The sequence below is a fragment of the Streptomyces sp. NPDC086554 genome (assembly GCF_040686095.1).
Lineage (GTDB): Bacteria > Actinomycetota > Actinomycetes > Streptomycetales > Streptomycetaceae > Streptomyces.
In genome coordinates, this window is the sequence record NZ_JBFBJK010000014.1 from 59,495 (window position 1) to 79,410 (window position 19,916).

Sequence of the window (19,916 nt, forward strand, 5' to 3'; positions counted from 1 at the left end):
GGTCAGTCCTCGAGGTTGTCGCCGAAGTGGTCCCAGCCCTTGCTGGTCCACGGGGCGCCGTCCACGGTCACCTGGGGCAGCGCCGAGGGGTTGAGGACCTCGCCGATGACCTTCCAGCGGGCGGGCAGCTTCACGTCCGCTGGGAACGTCGCCACGATCGCGTGGTCCTCGCCGCCGTTGAGCACCCACTGCAGCGGGTCGACACCGACGGCCTGCCCGATGTCGTTCATCTGCGAGGGCACGTCGACGTCTCCGGAGCGGATGTCGATGCGTACCTTGCTCGCCTCGGCGATGTGCCCGAGGTCGGCGATGAGTCCGTCGCTCACGTCCGTCATGGAGGTCGCGCCGAGCCCGGCGGCCGCGGGGCCCGCGTGGTACGGCGGCTCGGGCCTGCGGTGGGCCTCCACGAAGGCGCGCGGCGAGCGGAAGCCGCGCGAGAGCACCGCGTGCCCGGCGGCGGACCAGCCCAACCAGCCCGTGACGGCGACGACATCGCCGGGCTGAGCGCCCGCACGCGTCACCGGCTCGTGGTTGCGCAGATCGCCGAGGGCCGTGATCGCGACGGTGATCGTGTCGCCGCGTACGACATCTCCGCCCACGACGGCCGCGCCCGCGACCTGGCACTCGTCCCGCAGGCCGTCCATCAGCTCGGTGGCCCAGCTCGCGGGAAGTTCGGCGGGGACGACAAGGCCGAGGAGCAGAGCGGTCGGCACGGCACCCATGGCAGCGATGTCGGCCAAATTCTGCGCGGCGGCCTTGCGGCCCACGTCGTACGCGGTGGACCAGTCGCGACGGAAGTGCCGCCCCTCCAGGAGAATGTCGGTGCTCGCCACGACCCTGCGGTCGGGGGCGGACACGACGGCGGCGTCATCGCCCGGACCGAGCCGGACGGCCGGGGTGGAGGTGAGCCGCGAGGTGAGTTCCCTGATGAGCCCGAACTCCCCCAACTCGCCGACGGTTCCCTTCACCGGGACTCACCATGCCCTTTCACGCTGCTCGGCTTGCGGTCGCGAGCCGTCACTGTCATAGGTACGGTCGAGATGACCGTCAACTTCGGTTGTCCGTCCACCGCGCTGTGCGCGCCACAGCTCCCCCGGGTCTCCCCGCGAGAAGCGGCGACGCGGTACCGTGGCGTCCCTTCTCCCCACATGATCCTCGTGGCCGCCCTGGAGGTTCCGTGGTACAGGCGTACATCCTGATCCAAACAGAGGTCGGCAAGGCGTCGACCGTCGCCGAGCTGATCGGCAAGATCCCAGGAGTGATCCAGGCCGAGGACGTGACCGGACCCTACGATGTCATCGTGCGCGCGCAGGCGGACACGGTGGACGAACTCGGCCGCATGGTGGTCGCCAAAGTCCAGCAAGTGGACGGCATCACGCGGACCCTGACCTGCCCGGTCGTGCACTTGTAGCCCCCGTCTACCCTTGGCCGGTGAAGATTTCCCGTCGCCGGCGCCGTTACCTCGTCTCGAGCCCCGCACTCGCACTCCTGATCGCGACCGCGGGCTGCTCCCAAGCAGACGAAGCGGCGAAGGCCACGGTTCCCACCCCGGACACCGAGGTCGCCGAACTGTGCCGGAACCTGGACAAACAGCTTCCGGAGAAGGTGGACGGTCTGGTGCGCGCCGATCCCGAGCCGAAGTCGGCGCTGACCGCCGGGTGGGGAGACCCGGCGATCATACTGCGCTGCGGTGTCCCCCGGCCGCCGAAGATGAACGACGCCGAGGCGGACGGTGTGACGGTGAACGGCGTCAACTGGCTGCTCGAGGAGCAGGACGACGGCTCGTTCCGTTTCACCTCCACGCTGCGCAAGGCGTACGTGGAGGTCACCCTGCCCGAGGAACGCACAGGGGGCGGCGTGAGCCCGCTGACGGACTTCGCCGCCCCCGTGAAGAAGACGGTCCCCAAGGGGATCGCGTAACGCCCCCAGGGGCTAGCGCAGGCCCGTCGAGCGGTGCAGCGCGGCCTGGATGAGGCGGTCCACCAGCTCGGGGTAGCTGACGCCGCTCGCCTCCCACATCTGCGGGTACATCGAGATGGGCGTGAAGCCCGGCATCGTGTTGATCTCGTTGATCACGAACTGCCCGTCCTCGGTGAGGAAGAAGTCCGCGCGCACCAGGCCCTCGCAGGACGTGGCCTCGAAGGCGTCGACCGCGAGCCGCTGGATCTCGGCGGTCTGCTCGGGCGTCAGCGGGGCCGGCACGATCCCGGGCGTCGAGTCGATGTACTTCGCCTCGAAGTCGTAGTAGTCGTGCGACTGCACGGGCGGGATCTCGGCGGGCACGCTCGCGCGCGGGCCGTCCTCGAACTCCAGGACCCCGCACTCGATCTCGCGGCCGCGAAGCAGCGACTCGACGAGGATCTTGGGGTCGTGGCGCCGGGCCTCCTCGATCGCCTCGTCGAGGCCTTCGAAGGAGTCGACCTTCGTGATGCCCATCGAGGAGCCGCCGCGGGCGGGCTTGATGAACAGCGGCCAGCCGTGCTCGCCTGCGAACTCCGCGATCTTCTTGCGGGCGGCCTGCTCGTCGCGGTCCCACTCGCGCGGCCGGATCACCAGGTACGGGCCGACGGGAAGACCGAAGGAGATGAAGACCCGCTTCATGTACTCCTTGTCCTGGCCGACGGCCGACGCGAGCACACCGGCGCCCACGTAGGGCACTCCGGAGAGCTCAAGGAGCCCTTGGAGGGTGCCGTCCTCGCCGTACGGACCGTGCAGCATCGGGAAGACGACGTCGACCTCACCGAGCGCCTTGGGCACGGAGCCGGGCTCGCTGTAGACGACCTCGCGGTTGCCGGGGTCCAGGGGCAGGACGACGGCGCCCTCGGCCGACTCGGCGAGCTCGGCGACGTTGGGCACCTTGCGGTCGGTGATCGCCATGCGCTCGGGCTCGTCGGCGGTCAGCGCCCAGCGGCCGTCCGTCGTAATGCCGATGGGCAGGACGTCGTACTTGGTGCGGTCGATGGCACGCAGTACGGCGCCCGCCGTGACGACCGAGATGCCGTGCTCCGAACTGCGGCCGCCGAACACGACGGCCACACGCGGCTTGCGGAGCGGCAGCTCAGAGCTCTGCTCGGGGCGCGCCTTGGGGCTCTGGGGGAGGTTCTCGCTGCTCATATCGGCTTGAGCGTACCCGCTGGTCTGACGAGAGTCAGCGGCGCTCGGGCTTGGCGCTGCGCGACATCAGCTCCTTGAGGGCGACCACCGGCGGCGTGCCCTCGTGCACGATGCCCACGACGGTCTCCGTGATCGGCATGTCGACGCCGTGCCGACGGGCCAGATCCAGCACCGACTCACAGGACTTGACGCCCTCGGCGGTCTGCTTGGTGACCGCGATGGTCTCCTCCAGGGTCATGCCCTTGCCGAGGTTGGTGCCGAAGGTGTGATTGCGCGAGAGCGGCGACGAGCAGGTCGCCACCAGGTCGCCCAGGCCCGCGAGTCCGGAGAACGTCAGCGGGTCGGCGCCCATCGCCAGGCCGAGCCGTGTGGTCTCGGCGAGGCCTCGGGTGATGAGCGAGCCCTTGGCGTTGTCGCCGAGGCCCATGCCGTCGGCGATGCCGACGGCGAGCCCGATGACGTTCTTCACGGCGCCGCCGAGCTCGCAGCCCACGACATCCGTGTTCGTGTACGGGCGGAAGTACGGGGTGTGGCAGGCCGCCTGGAGGCGTTGCGCGATCGATTCGTCGCGGCAGGCGACCACGGCGGCGGCGGGCTGCCTGGCGGCGATCTCGCGGGCCAGGTTGGGTCCGGTGACGACGGCGATGCGGTCGGCCGCGACCTTCGTGACGTCCTCGATGACCTCGCTCATCCGCATCGCGGAGCCGAGTTCGACGCCCTTCATGAGGGAGACGAGCACCGTGTCGGGGGCGAGCAGCGGCGCCCACTCGGCGAGGTTCCCGCGCAGCGTCTGCGAGGGCACGGCGAGCACGGTGAAGTCGGCGCCGGCCGCGGCCTGTGCCGGGTCGGTGGTCGCCCTGAGGTTCGCCGGGAGTTCGACATCGGGGAGGTAGTCCGGGTTGCGGCGCGAGGAGTTGACGGCGTCGGCCAGTTCGGCGCGACGTGCCCACAGGGTGACGTCGCACCCCGCGTCGGCGAGCACCATGCCGAAGGCCGTACCCCAAGAGCCCGTTCCGAAGACGGCGGCCTTCACGGGGTTCGTCACTTGCTGTCCTCCGGGGTGCTCTCGGGTGCGGTCCTGCCGGTGCGGCCGGTCGCCTTGCGTCGTTGTGCGAGCCGCGCCTTGCGCGGGTCGTAGGGGGTCTCGGGAGCCTTCTCCCCCCGGATCTCCTCAAGGAGTTCGGTGACCGCGGCCATGATGGTCTCGGTCACCGCCCGCAGGACCTCGGGGGTGGGCTCCTGGTCGTAGAAGCGCGAGAGGTCGACCGGCTTGCCCGCCAGGACCTGGAGCTTCTTGCGGGGAAAGAGGCTGAGCTTCTTGCTGTACGGGGGAAGCGCGAGGTTGGCACCCCACTGCGCGACCGGGATCACCGGGCACTTGGTCTCCAGAGCGACCCGCGCGGCACCGGACTTGGCCGTCATCGGCCACATCTCGGGGTCCCTGGTGAGGGTGCCTTCGGGGTAGAACGCGACGCATTCGCCGCGCTCGATCGCGCCGACCGCGGCACGGAAGGCGTCGAGCGCGTTCGTGGTCTCGCGGTAGACCGGGATCTGTCCCGTGCCCTTCATGACCTTGCCGACGAAGCCGTCCTTGAAAAGGCCGTCCTTTGCCAGGAATCGCGGCACTCGTCCGGTGTTGTACTGAAAGTGCGCGTACGAGAGCGGGTCGATATACGAGTTGTGATTCACGGCGGTGATGAATCCGCCGTCGGCCGGAATGTGTTCCATTCCACGCCAGTCCCGCTTGAACAGAACCACCAGCGGCGGTTTAGCGATGACCGCCGCCAGGCGGTACCAGAAGCCGATTCTGCGGCGGGACACTCGGACACCTTCCTCCATGAACCTGGGCGGCCGCACAAGTGTCGCCCCAGGCTGCCTGTCTGTCGAGAACACCGTACGCCCGCCCCACTGGGCGAGCCCCCCAGCAGGTCACAATGGGCCCGACGCGAAGGACGGAGCCGCCCCCTTGCTGTGGACCCTGGTCATACCCCTCAAGCCGCTGGCGCGCGCCAAGAGCAGGCTGGCCGACACCGCGGGCGACCGGCTGCGCCCGGGGCTCGCGCTCGCCTTCGCCCAGGACACCGTTGCCGCCGCGACGGCCTGCGCGGCGGTGCGGGATGTGGTGGTCGTCACGGGCGACGTCCGCGCCGGGCGCGAGCTGGCGGCCCTGGGGGCCCGGATCGTGCGGGACGAGCCGGTGGGTGGCCTCAACGCCGCCCTGGCGCACGGGGCATCGGCCGTGCGCGCCGAGCGGCCCGCGGCGGCCGTCGCGGCGCTCAATGCCGATCTGCCCGCACTGCGCCCACTGGAATTGGCCCGGGTCCTCGACGACGCGGGGCAATTTCCCCGCGCATTCCTTCCTGATGCCGCAGGAATCGGGACGACGTTGCTGTCCGCCGCACCGGGAACGGAATTGCACCCCGCATTCGGCACGGCGTCCCGTTCCCGCCACACGGCTTCGGGGGCGGTGGAACTCCCGCTCGCCGGCGTCGATTCCGTACGCCAGGACGTGGACACCGGCGACGATCTGCGGGCCGCGCTCGCGCTCGGCGTCGGACCGCGCACCGCGTCGGCCGCCGCCCGACTGCTGATCGCCGACTGAGTACGCTGCCTCCATGCAGGCGACCGCGTACACGTACGACCCCGAGACCCACAGCGGCAGCGTGCTGCTCGACGACGGCACTCCGGTGCCCTTCGATCCCCCGGCGTTCGACGCGGGCGGCCTGCGGCTGCTCAGGCCCGGGCAGCGGGTCCGGATCGAGGTCGAGGGAGCAGGCGAGCAGCGGCGCATCACCCTGGTGACGCTCCAGACCTTCTGAACCGTCCGAGCGGACCCCGCACACGCCGCGGGCCGGGCTCCCTGCGGGGAGCCCGGCCCGGCGCGTGAGTGCCCTCGTGCCTCTTACTTCTTGCGGGCGGTCGCCTTCTTGGCGGTGGTCTTGCGCGCCGTCGACTTCTTCGCGGGCGCCTTCTTGGCGGTGGCCTTCTTGGCCGGCGCGGTCTTCTTCGCCGTGGCCTTCTTCGCCGGCGCGGCCTTCTTCGCCGTCGTCTTCTTGGCCGTGGCCTTCTTGGCCGTCGCCGCCTTCTTGGCGGTGGTCTTCTTCGCCGTGGTCTTCTTCGCCGTCGTCTTCTTCGCGGTGGCCTTCTTGGCGGTGGCGGCCTTCTTCGCCGTCGCCTTCTTGGCGGTGGCCTTCTTGGCCGCTGCCTTCTTGACCGTCGCCGAAGCACCGCCGGTCAGGCTGCCCTTGGGCGCCTTCTTGACCGCGACATCGTTCTTCGGGAGCTTCTTCGAGCCGCTGACCAGGTCCTTGAAGCCCTGACCCGCACGGAAGCGCGGAACCGAGGTCTTCTTGACCCGAACACGCTCCCCGGTCTGCGGGTTGCGGGCGTAACGGGCCGGACGGTCGACCTTCTCGAACGAGCCGAATCCGGTGACCGAAACGCGGTCTCCGCTGACCACGGCACGGACGACTGCGTCCAGAACCGCGTCCACAGCGTCGGCGGCCTGCTGACGGCCACCTACCTTGTCGGCAATCGCTTCTACGAGCTGCGCCTTGTTCACGTCTTCCCCTTCGGAGACATCGCCCGAGCGTATTCGCCAGGCTTTTTCGCACGTTAGGCAGATATATACCGCAAATCAAACACGAAACGGGCTAATCACCCTTGTGCCGCAACGAACTCGGCTGTCCATGAGTTGCTCGAAGGCTCCTCGAAGGTCCGTTGAGCCTTGTCGCTCAGCCGTCTTCGGGGAATCGGCCCTCTTCAACCTCGTCGAGGGACTCCATCAATCGCTCCAGACGCCTTGCCGCATCGGCGAGATCGTGTTTGGCCGCGGCCGTAATGACCAGCAGCTTCCGGGTCAGCGCCATCCGTACGCCCTCCGGGACTTGCAGTGCACGCACCCTCGAGTGCGCTTCCTTCAGTTGGTCCGCAACAAGCCCGTAGAGCTCGAGTTGGCTGTCACGTCCCATGCACCGATTGTGCCATCTGGGGCGAGTTGTCGCCTCCGCAGGGGGTAACTACCCACATCCGGCGCCCTCCTGAGGGTACCCGGTCGGACTGAGTACAAGGGGATTTCAAGCCTCTTCTGCCTTCCGTGTCAAGGGAGTTGAGACCACCCGTTCAGGTCATCGGGCACCTCGCGGAGGCGCACACAGAAGTACCCCCAACCGTCCACGATTGGGGGTACGTCAGGGTGTTGCGGAGGTGTCAGACCTGCACGGTCCGCGGCTTGTACGCGGGGCGCCCGGACTCGTACGCGGCGATGTCCGGCTCGTTCTGCAGCGTGATGCTGATGTCGTCCAGGCCGTTCAGGAGGCGCCAGCGGGCGTTCTCGTCGAGCTCGAAGTCGGCAGTGACACCCTCGGCGCGCACCTGGCGATCCTGCAGGTCAACGGTGACTTCGGCCTGCGGGTCGGCCTCCGTCAGCGCCCAGAGCGCGTCCACGACCTTCTGGTCGAGTACGACGGTGAGCAGGCCGTTCTTCAGGGAGTTGCCGCGGAAGATGTCGGCGAAGCGCGAGGAGATGACGGCCTTGAAGCCGTAGTTCTGCAGCGCCCACACGGCGTGCTCGCGGGAGGAGCCCGTTCCGAAATCGGGACCGGCGACCAGGACCGTGGCGCCCTGGCGTTCGGGCCTGTTCAGGACGAACTCGCCGTCCTTGCGCCAGGCCTCGAAGAGCCCGTCCTCGAACCCGTCCCGGGTGACCTTCTTCAGCCAGTGGGCGGGGATGATCTGGTCGGTGTCGACGTTGCTGCGGCGCAGCGGGACGGCCCGGCCGGTGTGCGTGGTGAAGGCTTCCATGGTTCTCAGACTCCGGCGGTCGCGGGGGTGTCGGACAGGTCCGCGGGCGAGGCGAGATGGCCGGTGACCGCGGTGGCGGCGGCGACCTGCGGGGAGACCAGGTGGGTGCGGCCGCCCTTGCCCTGCCTGCCCTCGAAGTTGCGGTTCGACGTGGACGCCGAGCGCTCACCGGGGGCCAGTTGGTCGGGATTCATGCCCAGGCACATCGAGCAGCCCGCGTGCCGCCATTCGGCGCCCGCGGCGGTGAAGACCTTGTCCAGGCCCTCGTCGATGGCCTGCAGGGCGACCCGGACCGAGCCGGGGACGACCAGCATCCGTACGCCGTCGGCGACTTTGCGTCCCTCGACGATGGAGGCCGCCGCACGCAGGTCCTCGATACGGCCGTTGGTGCAGGAACCTACGAAGACGGTGTCGACCTTGATGTCGCGCAGCGGCTGCCCTGCGCTCAACCCCATGTATTCCAGGGCCTTTTCGGCGGCGTTGCGCTCCGACTCGTCTTCGTACGAAGCCGGATCGGGGACCTGCGCGGAGAGCGGTGCGCCCTGACCCGGGTTGGTGCCCCAGGTGACGAACGGCGAGAGCGAGGCGGCGTCGATGTAGACCTCGGCGTCGAAGACCGCGTCCTCGTCCGTCTTCAGGGTCTTCCAGTACGCGACCGCAGCGTCCCAGTCCGCGCCCTGCGGGGCGTGGGCGCGGCCCTCGATGTAGTCGAAGGTGGTCTTGTCAGGGGCGATCATGCCCGCGCGGGCACCGGCCTCGATCGACATGTTGCAGATGGTCATGCGGGCTTCCATCGACAGCTTCTCGATGGCGGAGCCGCGGTACTCCAGGACGTAGCCCTGGCCGCCGCCGGTGCCGATCTTGGCGATGATGGCGAGGATCAGGTCCTTGGCGGTGACGCCGTCGGGCAGCTCGCCGTCGACCGTGATGGCCATGGTCTTCGGGGGCGCCATCGGCAGCGTCTGGGTGGCCAGGACGTGCTCGACCTGGGAGGTGCCGATGCCGAACGCCAGGGCGCCGAAGGCACCGTGCGTGGAGGTGTGGGAGTCGCCGCAGACCACGGTGGTGCCCGGCTGGGTCAGGCCCAGCTGCGGTCCCACCACGTGGACGACGCCCTGCTCGACGTCGCCGAGCGAGTGCAGCCGTACGCCGAACTCCGCGCAGTTCTTGCGCAGCGTCTCCAACTGGGCCCGCGAGACCGGGTCCGCGATGGGCTTGTCGATGTCGAGGGTCGGGGTGTTGTGATCCTCGGTCGCGATGGTGAGGTCGAGCCGCCGCACGGGACGGCCGGCCTGACGGAGGCCGTCGAAGGCCTGCGGGCTCGTCACCTCGTGCAGCAGGTGCAGATCGATGAAGAGGAGGTCGGGCTCGCCTTCGGCGCGCCGGACGACGTGGTCGTCCCAGACCTTCTCCGCGAGTGTCCTACCCATCGCTTTCCCTCCGACCGGCTGTCTTGGGCCGGCCCAACTAGAGAATTGTTCGCCCACGCACGTACCCCTCGTGCCGCGCCTGAGCCGCGTGTCCGTTGGTCCGCGGACCGCACGTACAGAGTGACGTGTTCCATGGAAAATTGAACTTGCGTTTCACAGAGTGAGACGCGAGTATCGACGCATGGACAACTCTAGCGGCGTCGGCGTTCTCGACAAGGCGGCTCTCGTGTTGAGCGCCCTGGAGTCCGGTCCGGCCACCCTCGCGGGGTTGGTCGCGGCCACCGGACTCGCACGACCCACGGCACATCGCCTCGCCGTGGCACTGGAACACCACCGGATGGTGGCGCGGGACATGCAGGGCCGTTTCATTCTCGGCCCGCGCCTCGCGGAACTCGCGGCGGCGGCCGGCGAGGACCGTCTGCTCGCCACGGCGGGCCCGGTCCTCACGCATCTGCGTGACGTCACGGGCGAGAGTGCGCAGCTCTACCGCCGCCAGGGCGACATGCGCATCTGCGTCGCGGCCGCCGAGCGCCTCTCGGGCCTGCGGGACACGGTCCCGGTCGGCTCGACGCTCACCATGAAGGCCGGCTCGTCGGCACAGATCCTGATGGCCTGGGAGGAGCCGGAGCGCCTGCACCGCGGCCTCCAGGGCGCGCGTTTCACGGCCACGGCCCTTTCGGGCGTACGCCGCCGGGGCTGGGCCCAGTCGATCGGCGAGCGGGAGCCGGGCGTCGCGTCCGTCTCCGCGCCCGTGCGCGGCCCGTCGAACCGCGTGGTCGCCGCCGTCTCGGTCTCCGGACCGATCGAGCGCCTGACCCGCCACCCGGGCCGGATGCACGCCCAGGCGGTCATCGACGCGGCAGGACGCCTCTCCGAGGCGCTGCGCCGCACCGGCTGACCCGCCGGACGCTTTCACCGACGTACACAGCCGGAGGGACCGCCTCAACGCCGCGGCGGCCCCTCCGGCTGTGCTGTTGTGTCCCTGCGGCCTCTCAGGCCGCCTTGAGGCGGTCGGTGGCGCGGTCTCCCCGCCGGCCGACCGGCACCACGCCGATGGCCTTGCCCAGGCCGAACTCCGGCATGTTCACGTACACCGCCTCATGGGCGCCGGCCGGCACGACGTACATCTCGTGCCAGAAGCCGACCTTGCCCTTGCCCTCCCGCATCCTGCGGTTGAAGGCCGCCCAGGCGGGCCGGTGCTCCTTGCCCTGGTCCGACGCGTAGGCGAGCAGCTTCTCCGGCGACTCCCAGTACTGCACGACGTACAGCAGGCGCGGAGCTCCGAACAGCAGCTGGTATCCCAGCATGCCGATCCCCCGGTCCTGTGACAGCTCCTTGAGCATGCGCGGCATCGCCCGGAAGACGGGCCACCAGCTGCGCACGGCACGGAAGTTGTTGACGCGCATCCCGATGGTGAAGACGGTCACGCCGCCCTGCGCATCGGCCGTCATGCGCCCCTCGATCGGCTTGCCGCTCATGATGGGTCCCCCTTCGGAGATCTTTGGATAGCGTCGCTATCCATGATTGGATAGTGCCACTCACCAAGTGAAGGCGCAAGGCGTGGAGAGGAACGAGCCGATGAGACTGGCGGAGCTGAGCACGCGCAGCGGGGTCTCGACGGCCACGATCAAGTACTACTTGCGCGAGGGACTGCTGCCGCCGGGCCGCCGGGTCACGGCGACGCAGTCCGCGTACGACGAGAGTCATCTGCAGCGGCTGCGCCTCGTCCGGGCGCTCGTCCAGGTGGGCCGGGTGCCGATCGCGTCGGCCCGCGAGGTGCTCACCGCCCTGGAGGACGAGTCCCTGGATCACAACTCCCGCCTGGGCACGGCGGTATGGGCACTGCCGCACGGCCCGGAGGCCACCGAGGGCGATCCGGCGACGGACGCGGCCCGGCACACCGTCGACATGCTGCTCCGGCGGCTCGGCTGGGCGAACGCCCAGGCGTACGGGGCGGATTCGCCGGCGTACCGGATGCTGGTGACGGCGGTCGGCACGCTGTCCCGGCTCGGATACCCGTGCGCCGTCGACGACTTGGCACCCTACGCGCGCTCCGCCGACCAACTGGCGGTCACCGACCTGGACTTGGTGGAGCGCTACGAATCGCCCGACGAGCAGTTGGAGGCGGCTGTCGCGCTCACCGTCCTGTACGAGCCGGTGCTGCTGAGCTTGCGCAGGATGGCGCAGGCAGAGGAGTCCAACCGGCGCTACGGCCAGGGGAGTTCGGAGGCGTGACACGGAAACGACGAAGGGGCCCTCCCTTGCGGGAAGGCCCCTCCACTCGCGTACCCCCGACCGGATTCGAACCGGCGCTACCGCCTTGAGAGGGCGGCGTGCTAGGCCGCTACACAACGGGGGCTAGCTTGTTCTGCTGTACTGCGCTGGGCTACCAGGACTCGAACCTAGAACAACGGAACCAGAAACCGTCGTGTTGCCAATTACACCATAGCCCACTGGTCTAGACCAGCTAGACCTTGCGTACCCCCGACCGGATTCGAACCGGCGCTACCGCCTTGAGAGGGCGGCGTGCTAGGCCGCTACACAACGGGGGCCCTAGCGATCCTGCATCGGTAGCAGTGGGTGCGACCCGGACTGCTTCCATGGGAAGGATCTGTACCCCCGACCGGATTCGAACCGGCGCTACTGCCTTGAGAGGGCAGCGTGCTAGGCCGCTACACAACGGGGGCGTTGCAGATAAGCTCTGCGAGCTGGCCTACCAGGACTCGAACCTAGACTAACGGAACCAGAAACCGTCGTGCTGCCAATTACACCATAGGCCATCGAGACGCAACCCCTTGCGGGAGCTTTGCTTCGACTTGCGCTTCCCTGCCGGACCTTTCGGCCTTCTCGGGCGGCGCAGGAAGAACATTACCCGAAGGTGGACGGCGCTCCAAAACGGGTATCGGCGCGGAGCAGCGGCGGCAGCTCGGTGAGCCGCGTGATGCGGTGGACGCCCGACGGGCCTTCCTGGGCTGCGCTGTTGCGGTCGAGCCAGATCCCGACGAGACCCGCGTCCCGCGCGCCCCTGGCGTCGATCTCCGGCTGGTCCCCTACGTAGGCGATCTCCTCGGGCGCAAGACCCATCGTCGTACAGACCGCGTGGAAGGCCTCGGCCGCGGGCTTGGAGACGCCTAGTTCGGCGGCGCACAGGACGGACTCGAAGCGGTCGCGCACGCCCAGGATGCGCAGCTTGCGGTCCTGGACGACCAGGGCGGAGTTGGAGAGGACGGCGTGGCGGTAGTCGTCGGCGAGGGCGTCAAGGACGGGCAGGGTGTCGGGGAAGAGGGCCCAGGCGGATTCGTAGTGGCCCACATAGCGGTCGAACCATGCGTCGGCGTCCGCGTCGTCCAGGGCGGGTGTGTCGAGGAACTCGCGCACCCGGTCGCGGCGCTGGTCCTGGAAGTCCCGCAGGCCCTCGCTGAAGCGCGCCCAGTGGCGGTGGGTGATCTCACGCCAGAGCGTCAGCGCGCGCTCGGCCGACCCGAACCGCTGCAGGAGTCCCTCGGCGGCGAGGTGCGCGTGCATGCCGGTGGAGTCGGCCTGCGCGTAATCGAAGATCGTGTCATCTACGTCCCAGACCACGGCTTTGATCGGCATGCTCTGAACCTACGCGAAGGGCCCGGGAGCCGTGGTGGCTTCCGGGCCCTTCGGGGTGGTGCGGGTCAGGCGGCGAGCTTCGCCAGGGCCGCGTCGATGCGGGTCAGCGAGCGCTCCTTGCCCAGGATCTCCAGGGACTCGAAGAGCGGCAGGCCGACCGTGCGGCCCGTGACGGCCACGCGGACCGGGGCCTGGGCCTTGCCGAGCTTCAGGCCGTGCTCCTCGCCGGCGGCCAGGACGGCCTCCTTGAGGGACTCGGGGGAGGTCCAGTCGGCGGCATCGAGCTTGGCGCGGGCCGTCGTCAGGAGCGCGGCCGGGTCGCCCTTGCCCATGGCCTTCGTCCAGGACGCCTCGTCCTCGACGGGCGCTTCGAGGAAGAGGAAGTCGACGTTCTCCGTGATCTCGGAGAGCACCTTGATACGGGTCTGGGCGTGCGGGGCGATGGCCTCCCAGGCCGCCTGGTCGAACGCCTCGGGGGCCCAGTTGGCGTGCGGAGCCTTCAGCCAGGGCTCGCAGGCCGCGGCGAAGGTCTTCACGTCCAGCATGCGGATGTGGTCCGCGTTGATCGCCTCGGCCTTCTTCAGGTCGAAGCGGGCCGGGTTGGCGTTCACGTCCGCGAGGTCGAACCTGGCGACCATGTCGGAGATCGAGAAGACGTCCTGGTCCGCGGAGAACGACCAGCCCAGGAGGGAGAGATAGTTGAGCAGGCCCTCCGGGAGGAAACCGCGCTCCCTGTAGAGGTTGAGCGACGCCTGGGGGTCGCGCTTGCTCAGCTTCTTGTTGCCCTCGCCCATCACGTACGGGAGGTGGCCGAACTCGGGGGTCGTCTTCGCGATGCCGAGCTCGATCAGGGCCTTGTAGAGGGCGATCTGGCGGGGCGTGGAGGAGAGCAGGTCCTCGCCGCGCAGGACGTGGGTGATCTCCATCAGGGCGTCGTCGACCGGGTTGACGAGCGTGTAGAGCGGGGCGCCGTTCGCGCGGACGATGCCGTAGTCCGTGACGTTCTCCGCCTGGACCGTGATCTCGCCGCGGACCAGGTCCGTGAAGGTCGTCGCCTCGTCGGGCATCCGGAAGCGCACGATGTGGCTGCGCCCCTCGGCCTCGTACGCCTGCTTCTGCTCGGCGGTGAGGTCGCGGCAGTGGCCGTCGTAGCCGGACGGCTTACCGGCGGCGCGGGCGGCCTCGCGGCGGGTGTCCAGCTCTTCGGTGGTGCAGTAGCAGGGGTAGGCGTAGCCGCCGTCGATCAGCTTGGCCGCGACGTCCTGGTAGATGTCCATGCGCTGCGACTGCCGGTACGGCTCGTGCGGGCCGCCGACCTCGGGGCCCTCGTCCCAGTCGAAGCCCAGCCAGCGCATCGAGTCCAGGAGCTGCTCGTAGGACTCCTCGGAGTCGCGAGCCGCGTCGGTGTCCTCGATGCGGAAGACCAGGGCGCCCTCGTTGTGCCGGGCGAACGCCCAGTTGAAGAGGGCGGTGCGGACCAGGCCCACGTGGGGGTTGCCGGTCGGGGAGGGACAGAAACGTACGCGTACGTTCGTCGCGTTAGCCACGCTTGATCACCTTGTTGGTGAGAGTGCCGATGCGTTCGATGGTGACGGCGACCTCGTCGCCGACGTTGAGGGGGCCGACCCCTGCCGGGGTGCCCGTGAGGATGACGTCGCCGGGGAGCAGCGTCATGGCCTCGGTGATGTTCACGATCAGGTCCTCGATGGAGTGGACCATCTCGCTGGTGCGGCCGAGCTGACGCTGCTCGCCGTTGACCGTGCACTGGATCGTGAGGTCGTTGGCGGCGGTCAGGTCGATGTCCGTCTCCACCCAGGGGCCGAGCGGGCAGGCGCTGTCGAAGCCCTTGGCGCGGGCCCACTGCTTCTCACGACGCTGCACGTCACGGGCCGTGACGTCGTTGGCGCAGGTGTAGCCGAAGATCACGTCCTTGACGCGTTCGCGCGGCACCTCGCGGCACATGCGGCCGATGACCACGGCCAGCTCGGCCTCGTGGTGCAGTTCCTCGGAGAAGGGCGGGTACGCGATGGCGTCGCCGGAGCCGATCATCGAGGTCGCGGGCTTGAAGAAGGCGAACGGGACGTCCGGGACCTCGTGGCCGAGTTCCTTGGCGTGCTCGCCGTAGTTGCGGCCGAACGCCACGATCTTGTGACCGATGACGGGGGGCAGCAGCCGGACCTTGCCGAGCGGGACCTTGACACCGCTCAGCTCGAACTCGGCGACGTACGGGCTGCCCTTGATGATGTCGACGACGAGCTCGTCGGGCTTGTCACCCTCGACCGCGCCGAAGGCGACGTTGCCGTCGATGGAGAACCTGGCGATGCGCACGTGAGCCTTGGCCCCTTGCTGAAAGTGGGTGGAGTCTGACGCTCCAGGCTAACGGGAGGGGTCGGCTTCGCGCGTCAGCCCGCGACCGGCGTCGGCTGCTCCGGCGCGTCCATGAGGATCGTGCGCTTCGGGTTGGCCGTCTGCGTCGGCAGTTCCAGCGCGTGCTCCGGCTGCTCGGGGGCGGCCTGGAACTCGTCGGCGTCCGTGAGGTGGGCCAGGGTGGTGCGGCGCGGGTTGGCTATGTTGCGGAACATTGCCGACTTCACAGTCTTCATCTGTTGTTCAGGCCTTGTCAGTTGGGGCGTCGCGGGGTGGACGCGGGTTGTCGGATTCGCCATCCCTGTAAAGCGTCAGGCTAAACATCCAATTCCCGGCCAAAGTCCTTTTGAGGCCATGATCTTGATGTGAGTTTGCTCACGAGCTAGCGGGCAAAAGGGTCAATTCAGGCCCGTGAAGGCCTTGTTGGAATCGGACATTCAGTCATTGAAGCCACCATTCCGCTCCCGATCATGAAGACTGGGACACCCCCCACCCGTAGGCGTTTCGCCGGTGATGGGGCGTTTTGACCCGGATAATTTTCTACATCTCGTGACCCGTCACTCACGCCGTGTCACGGAGGTCACGGCGCGATACACGGGCCTTGTTGGAGATCCTGCACTGTGCTGGAATTCCCGGGACCGCCGCGGGATCGAACCGGCGCGCAGGGGCGCAACGCAGCGCCGAGTGGCGGCGGGAAAGGGGAGCAGCGCCGGTCACTCACGACCACCATGGGGCGCTCAGTGCCCCACGACGCCGACACCGTCCGTCCGTTCATGCGGAAGGACGCCTGGTCCAGAGGTTGCGACGCTAGTGCAGGGACGTTTCAAGAGGGATGGCAGCGGCGCTGCGGCAGAGCCGGAGCGCGGCGGAACCGACCGCGGCTCCTCGGCCCAGCACGCCCAGAACAGCGGACCTGTGGTGTCCGGCGACAGCGGCCAGGGCGCCGCACGCGCAGCGGGTGGCGGCAGTCTGCCCCCGGCCGCGGCGAAGGCGAGCGGTCCTTCGGGCGGGAAGGCGGGCGGCAAGACGCCCAGCGGGCCCGGCTCGCGAATAGCCCTGCGCAACTGGCGCATCTCCACCCGCCTCGTCTCGCTGCTCGCGCTCCCCGTGATCACCGCGACCTCTCTCGGCGCGCTTCGTATCAACGAGTCGATGGACGAGATCCAGCAGCTCGACAACATGAAGCTGCTGACCGACATGACCAAGCAGGCCACCGAGCTGGCCTCCGCGCTCCAGGAGGAGCGCGACCGCTCGGCAGGCCCCCTCGCGCACGGCGCGAAGTCCTCGGACTACGTGGTCAAGGGCGCCCGGCAGAAGACCGACCGCGCGTACAACCGCTTCCTCCAGGGGACGCAGGACCTCGACGACACCGAGGGCGACAAGGGTCTGCTCGGCGTCCGGGCGAACACCGTCGAGATCACCCAGCAGCTTCAGAAGATCAACGACGTACGCAAGAACGCGTACAAGGATCCGACCTCGACGTCCCAGACGGTCGACGCCTACAGCCAGCTCATCGAGCAGCTGCTCGCGCTCTCCTCGGACATGGCGCAGGCGACCAGCAACCCGGACATGATCCAGCGCACCCGCGCCCTGACGGCCTTCTCCTCCGCCAAGGAGTACGCCTCGGTGCAGCGCGCGATCATCGCGGCCGCGCTGCCGGCGGGCGACTCCCAGTTCGGCAAGATCTCCGAGACCGACCGGCGCTACGGCTTCTCCGCGCTCGACAAGGAGAACTCCGAGCTCGATGCCTTCAAGGGCATCTACGCGGGCAACCCCGACGAGCTCACCAAGCCCATCGACGGCGGCAACGCCTCCATCAAGGGCGCCGACTCCTACGCCAAGCGTGTGCTTGAGCAGGAGGGCGGCATCAAGCTTCAGGACAAGCGGTCGTACAAGGACTGGGTCGACAACGACACCACCAAGATCGACGCGATGTCCAAGATCGAGCTCACGCTGCTCAACGAGATGGAGCAGAAGGCCCGCGAGCTGCGCAACGAGTCCGAGCAGACGGCCATCCTCAACGGTGCGCTGATCCTGATCGTGCTCGGTGTCTCGCTCGTCGGCGCCTTCGTCGTGGCCCGGTCCATGATCCGCTCGCTGCGGCGTCTGCAGGACACCGCGACCAAGGTCGCCCAGGACCGCCTGCCCGAGCTGGTCAAGCAGCTCTCGGAGTCGGACCCGCAGGACGTCGACACCTCCGTCGAGTCCGTCGGTGTGCACTCCCGGGACGAGATCGGCCAGGTGGCCGCGGCCTTCGACGACGTGCACCGCGAGGCCGTCCGCCTCGCCGCCGAGCAGGCCCTCCTCCGGGGCAACGTCAACGCGATGTTCACCAACCTCTCGCGCCGCTCGCAGGGTCTTATCCAGCGTCAGCTGTCGCTGATTTCCGAGCTGGAGTCGCGTGAGGCCGACCCCGATCAGCTCTCCTCGCTCTTCAAGCTCGACCACCTCGCGACCCGCATGCGCCGTAACGGCGAGAACCTGCTGGTTCTCGCCGGTGAAGAGCCCGGTCGCCGGTGGACCCGGCCCGTCCCGCTCGTCGACGTGCTCCGCGCCGCCGCTTCCGAGGTGGAGCAGTACGAGCGCATCGAGCTCGCCTCGGTGCCGACCACCGAGGTCGCGGGCCGCGTCGTCAACGACCTCGTGCACCTGCTCGCCGAGCTGCTCGAGAACGCCACCTCCTTCTCGTCGCCGCAGACGAAGGTCAAGGTCACCGGTCACGCGCTGCCCGACGGCCGGGTCCTTATCGAGATCCACGACACCGGTATCGGTCTGTCGCCGGAGGACCTCGCCGCGATCAATGAGCGGCTCGCCTCGCCGCCCACCGTGGACGTCTCGGTCTCGCGCCGCATGGGTCTGTTCGTGGTCGGCCGTCTCTCGCAGCGTCACGGCATCCGTATTCAGCTCCGTCCGTCCGACTCCGGTGGTACGACCGCGCTGGTCATGCTGCCCGTCGATGTCGCCCAGGGCGGCAAGAAGGCTCCGGGCAAGCCCGGTGGCCCCGGCCAGGTCGGTGGCCCGGCCGCGGCGCAGGCCGCCGGTGGTGTCGCGGCCGCGCGTCGCGGTGTCGGCGGCGGGAACGGCGGACCCGGCTCGGCAGGACCTGCGGGTTCCGCCGGACGGCTCGGTGCCGGTGCGCCGCGTGGCCAGGTCACGGGAACGGGGCCGCGGGCCGCGCTGCCGTCGCGGGACTCGGGTCCGGGCCAGGCGTCCGGCCAGGGTCAGGGCCAGGGGCCGCGTACCGGATCGCCTTCGGCTCCGGTGGGGCAGACGGGTTCCCAGCAGGGCGCCGGTGGCGGTGGCAGCCTCTTCGGGGGCAGGCCGGACGCCGGCCGTGGCGCGGGATCGGCGCCGCAGCCTCCCGTACCCCAGCAGCGTACGAATCCGGTGAACGCCGCGGGGAACGCTCCGGCGAACGCCTCGAACGACGCCGGTGACCAGGGCCGCAGGCCCCAGCTGCCGCCGCGCGGCGGTCCGCGTGCCGAGCTTCCCGGTGGCAACCCGCAGCCGCGCGTGCCCAGTTGGAGCGACGAGAACGCGCAGCCGCAGGTCTCGCGCGAGCCGTTCGACACCCCGCGCGGTCACGAAGAGCCGGAGTCCACGGGTCAGTTCGCCCAGCCGGCGGCCGGTGGCGCGATGCAGGGTCCCGGTTCGACCGCGGAGTTCGCGCGTCCCGACTTCAACGGGCCGCCGCCCGGCGCCGGTTCGCCGCCCGACGCGGGCCAGCAGGGTCAGCAGAACCAGCAGGACACCGGTCAGTTCGTGCGTCCCGATGTCTTCGGTGGCCAGGACTCCTCCGGCACGGGTCAGTTCGAGCGGCCCGGCACCAGTGCGCCGCGCCGCGGTCCGGGTCAGGGCGGTCCCGGTCAGGGCAGCGGTCAGCTCGGCGTTCCGCCGCGGTCTTCGCAGTCCCAGCGGCCTCAGCCGCCGCAGCAGCCGCAGTTGCCCGCCCGGTCGCAGCAGCCTCAGCAGCCCGTGCAGCCCCAGCAGCCCGACGAGCTGCCGCCCGCAGGTCCCGGCGACGGCCGCACCCCGCTGTTCGACACGCTGGAGACCAACTGGTTCAAGCAGCAGCAGGAGCAGCAGGCCCAGCGGTCCGGTGGCGCCCCGCAGTCCGGTGGCAACCGTCCCGCCGAGCCCGCCGCCCCCGAGCAGCCGCGGCGCCCCCAGCGCCCGCAGCCCTCGTCGCCGCCGCCCTCGCGGCCGCAGGCCCAGCAGCCGCAGTCTCCGGCCGGTCCCCCACGACCGGCCGCCGCACCCGCCGCCGGCCAGGCAGGCGGTACCGGCAACAACGCCAACGTCACGAACGGCAGCAGCGCCGCCTGGCGCAGCTCGCCGAACGACGAACTCGGCCGCCAGGCCGAGCGCGTCCGGCAGCCGTCCGCCGGTGGCGTCACCACATCCGGCCTGCCGCGCCGCGTCCCGCGAGCCAACCTCGTCGCGGGCACGGCACAGCAGCAGCAGGACAGCACAGGTCCGCAGGTCTCGCGTGCGCCCGACGACGTACGCGGCAGGCTGACCAATCTCCGTCGGGGCATCCAGCAGGGCCGCCAGGCCGGTACCGGCCAGACCGGCAGCTTCCCCACTCACCAGCAGGAGCGTTAG

At 69.5% G+C, this 19,916-nt stretch carries 20 protein-coding genes and 5 tRNA genes; 7 read left to right on the top strand and 18 right to left on the bottom strand.

Going from position 1 to position 19,916, the window contains the following annotated elements; genetic code table 11:
* Positions 1-2 precede the first annotated feature (2 nt).
* On the bottom strand, positions 3-968 hold the full coding sequence (locus tag AB0O76_RS23575; RefSeq protein ID WP_365494599.1) for a thiamine-phosphate kinase: 966 nt from the start codon (positions 966-968) through the stop codon (positions 3-5).
* Positions 969-1,177: 209 nt separating this feature from the next.
* Here AB0O76_RS23575 and AB0O76_RS23580 point away from each other — a divergent pair, with 209 nt between their 5' ends.
* Positions 1,178-1,411, top strand: coding sequence for an Lrp/AsnC ligand binding domain-containing protein (locus AB0O76_RS23580; protein ID WP_016642988.1), 234 nt, complete (start codon positions 1,178-1,180; stop codon positions 1,409-1,411).
* Positions 1,412-1,437: 26 nt separating this feature from the next.
* Entirely contained in the window at positions 1,438-1,920 is a 483-nt protein-coding gene (locus tag AB0O76_RS23585) for a DUF3515 domain-containing protein (RefSeq protein WP_365495021.1), read from the top strand.
* A 12-nt stretch (positions 1,921-1,932) separates the two neighbouring features.
* Here AB0O76_RS23585 and AB0O76_RS23590 read toward each other — a convergent pair whose 3' ends face one another.
* Genes AB0O76_RS23590 through AB0O76_RS23600 form a run of 3 tightly spaced genes read right to left on the bottom strand, consistent with a single transcriptional unit; the run spans position 1,933 to position 4,935 of the window.
* The gene (locus tag AB0O76_RS23590) at positions 1,933-3,114 is read right to left on the bottom strand and encodes a D-alanine--D-alanine ligase family protein (RefSeq protein WP_365494602.1); all 1,182 of its coding nucleotides are present in this window, start codon (positions 3,112-3,114) and stop codon (positions 1,933-1,935) included.
* Between the two features lie 34 nt (positions 3,115-3,148).
* The gene (locus tag AB0O76_RS23595; RefSeq protein ID WP_365494605.1) at positions 3,149-4,159 is read right to left on the bottom strand and encodes an NAD(P)H-dependent glycerol-3-phosphate dehydrogenase; all 1,011 of its coding nucleotides are present in this window, start codon (positions 4,157-4,159) and stop codon (positions 3,149-3,151) included.
* Entirely contained in the window at positions 4,156-4,935 is a 780-nt protein-coding gene (locus AB0O76_RS23600) for a lysophospholipid acyltransferase family protein (RefSeq protein WP_365494608.1), read from the bottom strand. Before AB0O76_RS23600 ends, AB0O76_RS23595 begins: the two co-directional genes overlap by 4 nt.
* Positions 4,936-5,080: 145 nt before the next feature.
* Between AB0O76_RS23600 and cofC the strand changes: the two genes are divergently transcribed.
* Entirely contained in the window at positions 5,081-5,716 is a 636-nt protein-coding gene (cofC, locus tag AB0O76_RS23605; protein ID WP_365494611.1) for a 2-phospho-L-lactate guanylyltransferase, read from the top strand.
* Between the two features lie 13 nt (positions 5,717-5,729).
* Positions 5,730-5,933, top strand: coding sequence for a hypothetical protein (locus AB0O76_RS23610; RefSeq protein ID WP_365494614.1), 204 nt, complete (start codon positions 5,730-5,732; stop codon positions 5,931-5,933).
* A gap of 83 nt (positions 5,934-6,016) precedes the next feature.
* Here AB0O76_RS23610 and AB0O76_RS23615 read toward each other — a convergent pair whose 3' ends face one another.
* The 4 genes from AB0O76_RS23615 to leuC form a co-directional block, all read right to left on the bottom strand.
* Entirely contained in the window at positions 6,017-6,676 is a 660-nt protein-coding gene (locus tag AB0O76_RS23615; RefSeq protein WP_266871079.1) for an HU family DNA-binding protein, read from the bottom strand.
* A 172-nt stretch (positions 6,677-6,848) separates the two neighbouring features.
* Complete coding sequence (locus AB0O76_RS23620; RefSeq protein WP_365494618.1) at positions 6,849-7,085, bottom strand: hypothetical protein; 237 nt, start codon at positions 7,083-7,085, stop codon at positions 6,849-6,851.
* A gap of 238 nt (positions 7,086-7,323) precedes the next feature.
* Positions 7,324-7,917, bottom strand: a complete 594-nt coding sequence (leuD, locus tag AB0O76_RS23625) for a 3-isopropylmalate dehydratase small subunit (protein ID WP_365494621.1) — start codon at positions 7,915-7,917, stop codon at positions 7,324-7,326.
* A gap of 5 nt (positions 7,918-7,922) precedes the next feature.
* Positions 7,923-9,347, bottom strand: a complete 1,425-nt coding sequence (gene leuC, locus AB0O76_RS23630; RefSeq protein WP_365494624.1) for a 3-isopropylmalate dehydratase large subunit — start codon at positions 9,345-9,347, stop codon at positions 7,923-7,925.
* Positions 9,348-9,528: 181 nt separating this feature from the next.
* On the opposite strand from leuC, the gene ndgR reads away from it, so the two are divergent.
* The gene (gene ndgR / locus AB0O76_RS23635) at positions 9,529-10,245 is read left to right on the top strand and encodes an IclR family transcriptional regulator NdgR (protein WP_010984119.1); all 717 of its coding nucleotides are present in this window, start codon (positions 9,529-9,531) and stop codon (positions 10,243-10,245) included.
* 94 nt (positions 10,246-10,339) lie between these two features.
* Here ndgR and AB0O76_RS23640 read toward each other — a convergent pair whose 3' ends face one another.
* The gene (locus AB0O76_RS23640) at positions 10,340-10,825 is read right to left on the bottom strand and encodes a DUF4188 domain-containing protein (protein ID WP_365494627.1); all 486 of its coding nucleotides are present in this window, start codon (positions 10,823-10,825) and stop codon (positions 10,340-10,342) included.
* A 100-nt stretch (positions 10,826-10,925) separates the two neighbouring features.
* On the opposite strand from AB0O76_RS23640, the gene AB0O76_RS23645 reads away from it, so the two are divergent.
* Positions 10,926-11,582, top strand: coding sequence for a MerR family transcriptional regulator (locus tag AB0O76_RS23645; RefSeq protein WP_365494630.1), 657 nt, complete (start codon positions 10,926-10,928; stop codon positions 11,580-11,582).
* A gap of 51 nt (positions 11,583-11,633) precedes the next feature.
* Here the strand turns inward: AB0O76_RS23645 and AB0O76_RS23650 are convergent.
* The 9 genes from AB0O76_RS23650 to AB0O76_RS23690 form a co-directional block, all read right to left on the bottom strand.
* A tRNA-Glu gene (locus tag AB0O76_RS23650) sits at positions 11,634-11,706 on the bottom strand.
* A gap of 22 nt (positions 11,707-11,728) precedes the next feature.
* Positions 11,729-11,800 (bottom strand) — tRNA-Gln (locus AB0O76_RS23655).
* A 26-nt stretch (positions 11,801-11,826) separates the two neighbouring features.
* A tRNA-Glu gene (locus AB0O76_RS23660) sits at positions 11,827-11,899 on the bottom strand.
* A 62-nt stretch (positions 11,900-11,961) separates the two neighbouring features.
* A tRNA-Glu gene (locus AB0O76_RS23665) sits at positions 11,962-12,034 on the bottom strand.
* Between the two features lie 21 nt (positions 12,035-12,055).
* A tRNA-Gln gene (locus AB0O76_RS23670) sits at positions 12,056-12,127 on the bottom strand.
* Between the two features lie 88 nt (positions 12,128-12,215).
* Positions 12,216-12,944: an HAD family hydrolase gene (locus AB0O76_RS23675; protein ID WP_365494633.1), complete on the bottom strand. Its 729-nt coding sequence runs from the start codon at positions 12,942-12,944 to the stop codon at positions 12,216-12,218.
* A gap of 65 nt (positions 12,945-13,009) precedes the next feature.
* On the bottom strand, positions 13,010-14,491 hold the full coding sequence (gltX, locus tag AB0O76_RS23680; protein WP_365494636.1) for a glutamate--tRNA ligase: 1,482 nt from the start codon (positions 14,489-14,491) through the stop codon (positions 13,010-13,012).
* The gene (locus tag AB0O76_RS23685; RefSeq protein ID WP_365494639.1) at positions 14,484-15,272 is read right to left on the bottom strand and encodes a fumarylacetoacetate hydrolase family protein; all 789 of its coding nucleotides are present in this window, start codon (positions 15,270-15,272) and stop codon (positions 14,484-14,486) included. Before AB0O76_RS23685 ends, gltX begins: the two co-directional genes overlap by 8 nt.
* Positions 15,273-15,346: 74 nt before the next feature.
* Positions 15,347-15,526: a hypothetical protein gene (locus AB0O76_RS23690; RefSeq protein ID WP_365494642.1), complete on the bottom strand. Its 180-nt coding sequence runs from the start codon at positions 15,524-15,526 to the stop codon at positions 15,347-15,349.
* A gap of 595 nt (positions 15,527-16,121) precedes the next feature.
* Here AB0O76_RS23690 and AB0O76_RS23695 point away from each other — a divergent pair.
* Positions 16,122-19,916 carry a nitrate- and nitrite sensing domain-containing protein gene (locus AB0O76_RS23695; RefSeq protein ID WP_365494645.1) on the top strand — a complete coding sequence of 1,265 codons (3,795 nt, stop codon included), beginning with the start codon at positions 16,122-16,124 and terminating at the stop codon, positions 19,914-19,916.

Excerpts from the sequence above, each read along its gene's own strand:
- AB0O76_RS23675 (WP_365494633.1), bottom strand. The coding sequence starts at position 12,944 with ATGCCGATCAAAGCCGTGGTCTGGGACGTAGATGACACGATCTTCGAT.
- AB0O76_RS23690 (WP_365494642.1), bottom strand. The coding sequence starts at position 15,526 with ATGTTCCGCAACATAGCCAACCCGCGCCGCACCACCCTGGCCCACCTC.
- AB0O76_RS23645 (WP_365494630.1), top strand. The coding sequence starts at position 10,926 with ATGAGACTGGCGGAGCTGAGCACGCGCAGCGGGGTCTCGACGGCCACG.
- AB0O76_RS23610 (WP_365494614.1), top strand. The coding sequence starts at position 5,730 with ATGCAGGCGACCGCGTACACGTACGACCCCGAGACCCACAGCGGCAGC.
- leuC (WP_365494624.1), bottom strand. The coding sequence starts at position 9,347 with ATGGGTAGGACACTCGCGGAGAAGGTCTGGGACGACCACGTCGTCCGG.
- leuD (WP_365494621.1), bottom strand. The coding sequence starts at position 7,917 with ATGGAAGCCTTCACCACGCACACCGGCCGGGCCGTCCCGCTGCGCCGC.
- AB0O76_RS23620 (WP_365494618.1), bottom strand. The coding sequence starts at position 7,085 with ATGGGACGTGACAGCCAACTCGAGCTCTACGGGCTTGTTGCGGACCAA.
- AB0O76_RS23590 (WP_365494602.1), bottom strand. The coding sequence starts at position 3,114 with ATGAGCAGCGAGAACCTCCCCCAGAGCCCCAAGGCGCGCCCCGAGCAG.
- ndgR (WP_010984119.1), top strand. The coding sequence starts at position 9,529 with ATGGACAACTCTAGCGGCGTCGGCGTTCTCGACAAGGCGGCTCTCGTG.
- AB0O76_RS23640 (WP_365494627.1), bottom strand. The coding sequence starts at position 10,825 with ATGAGCGGCAAGCCGATCGAGGGGCGCATGACGGCCGATGCGCAGGGC.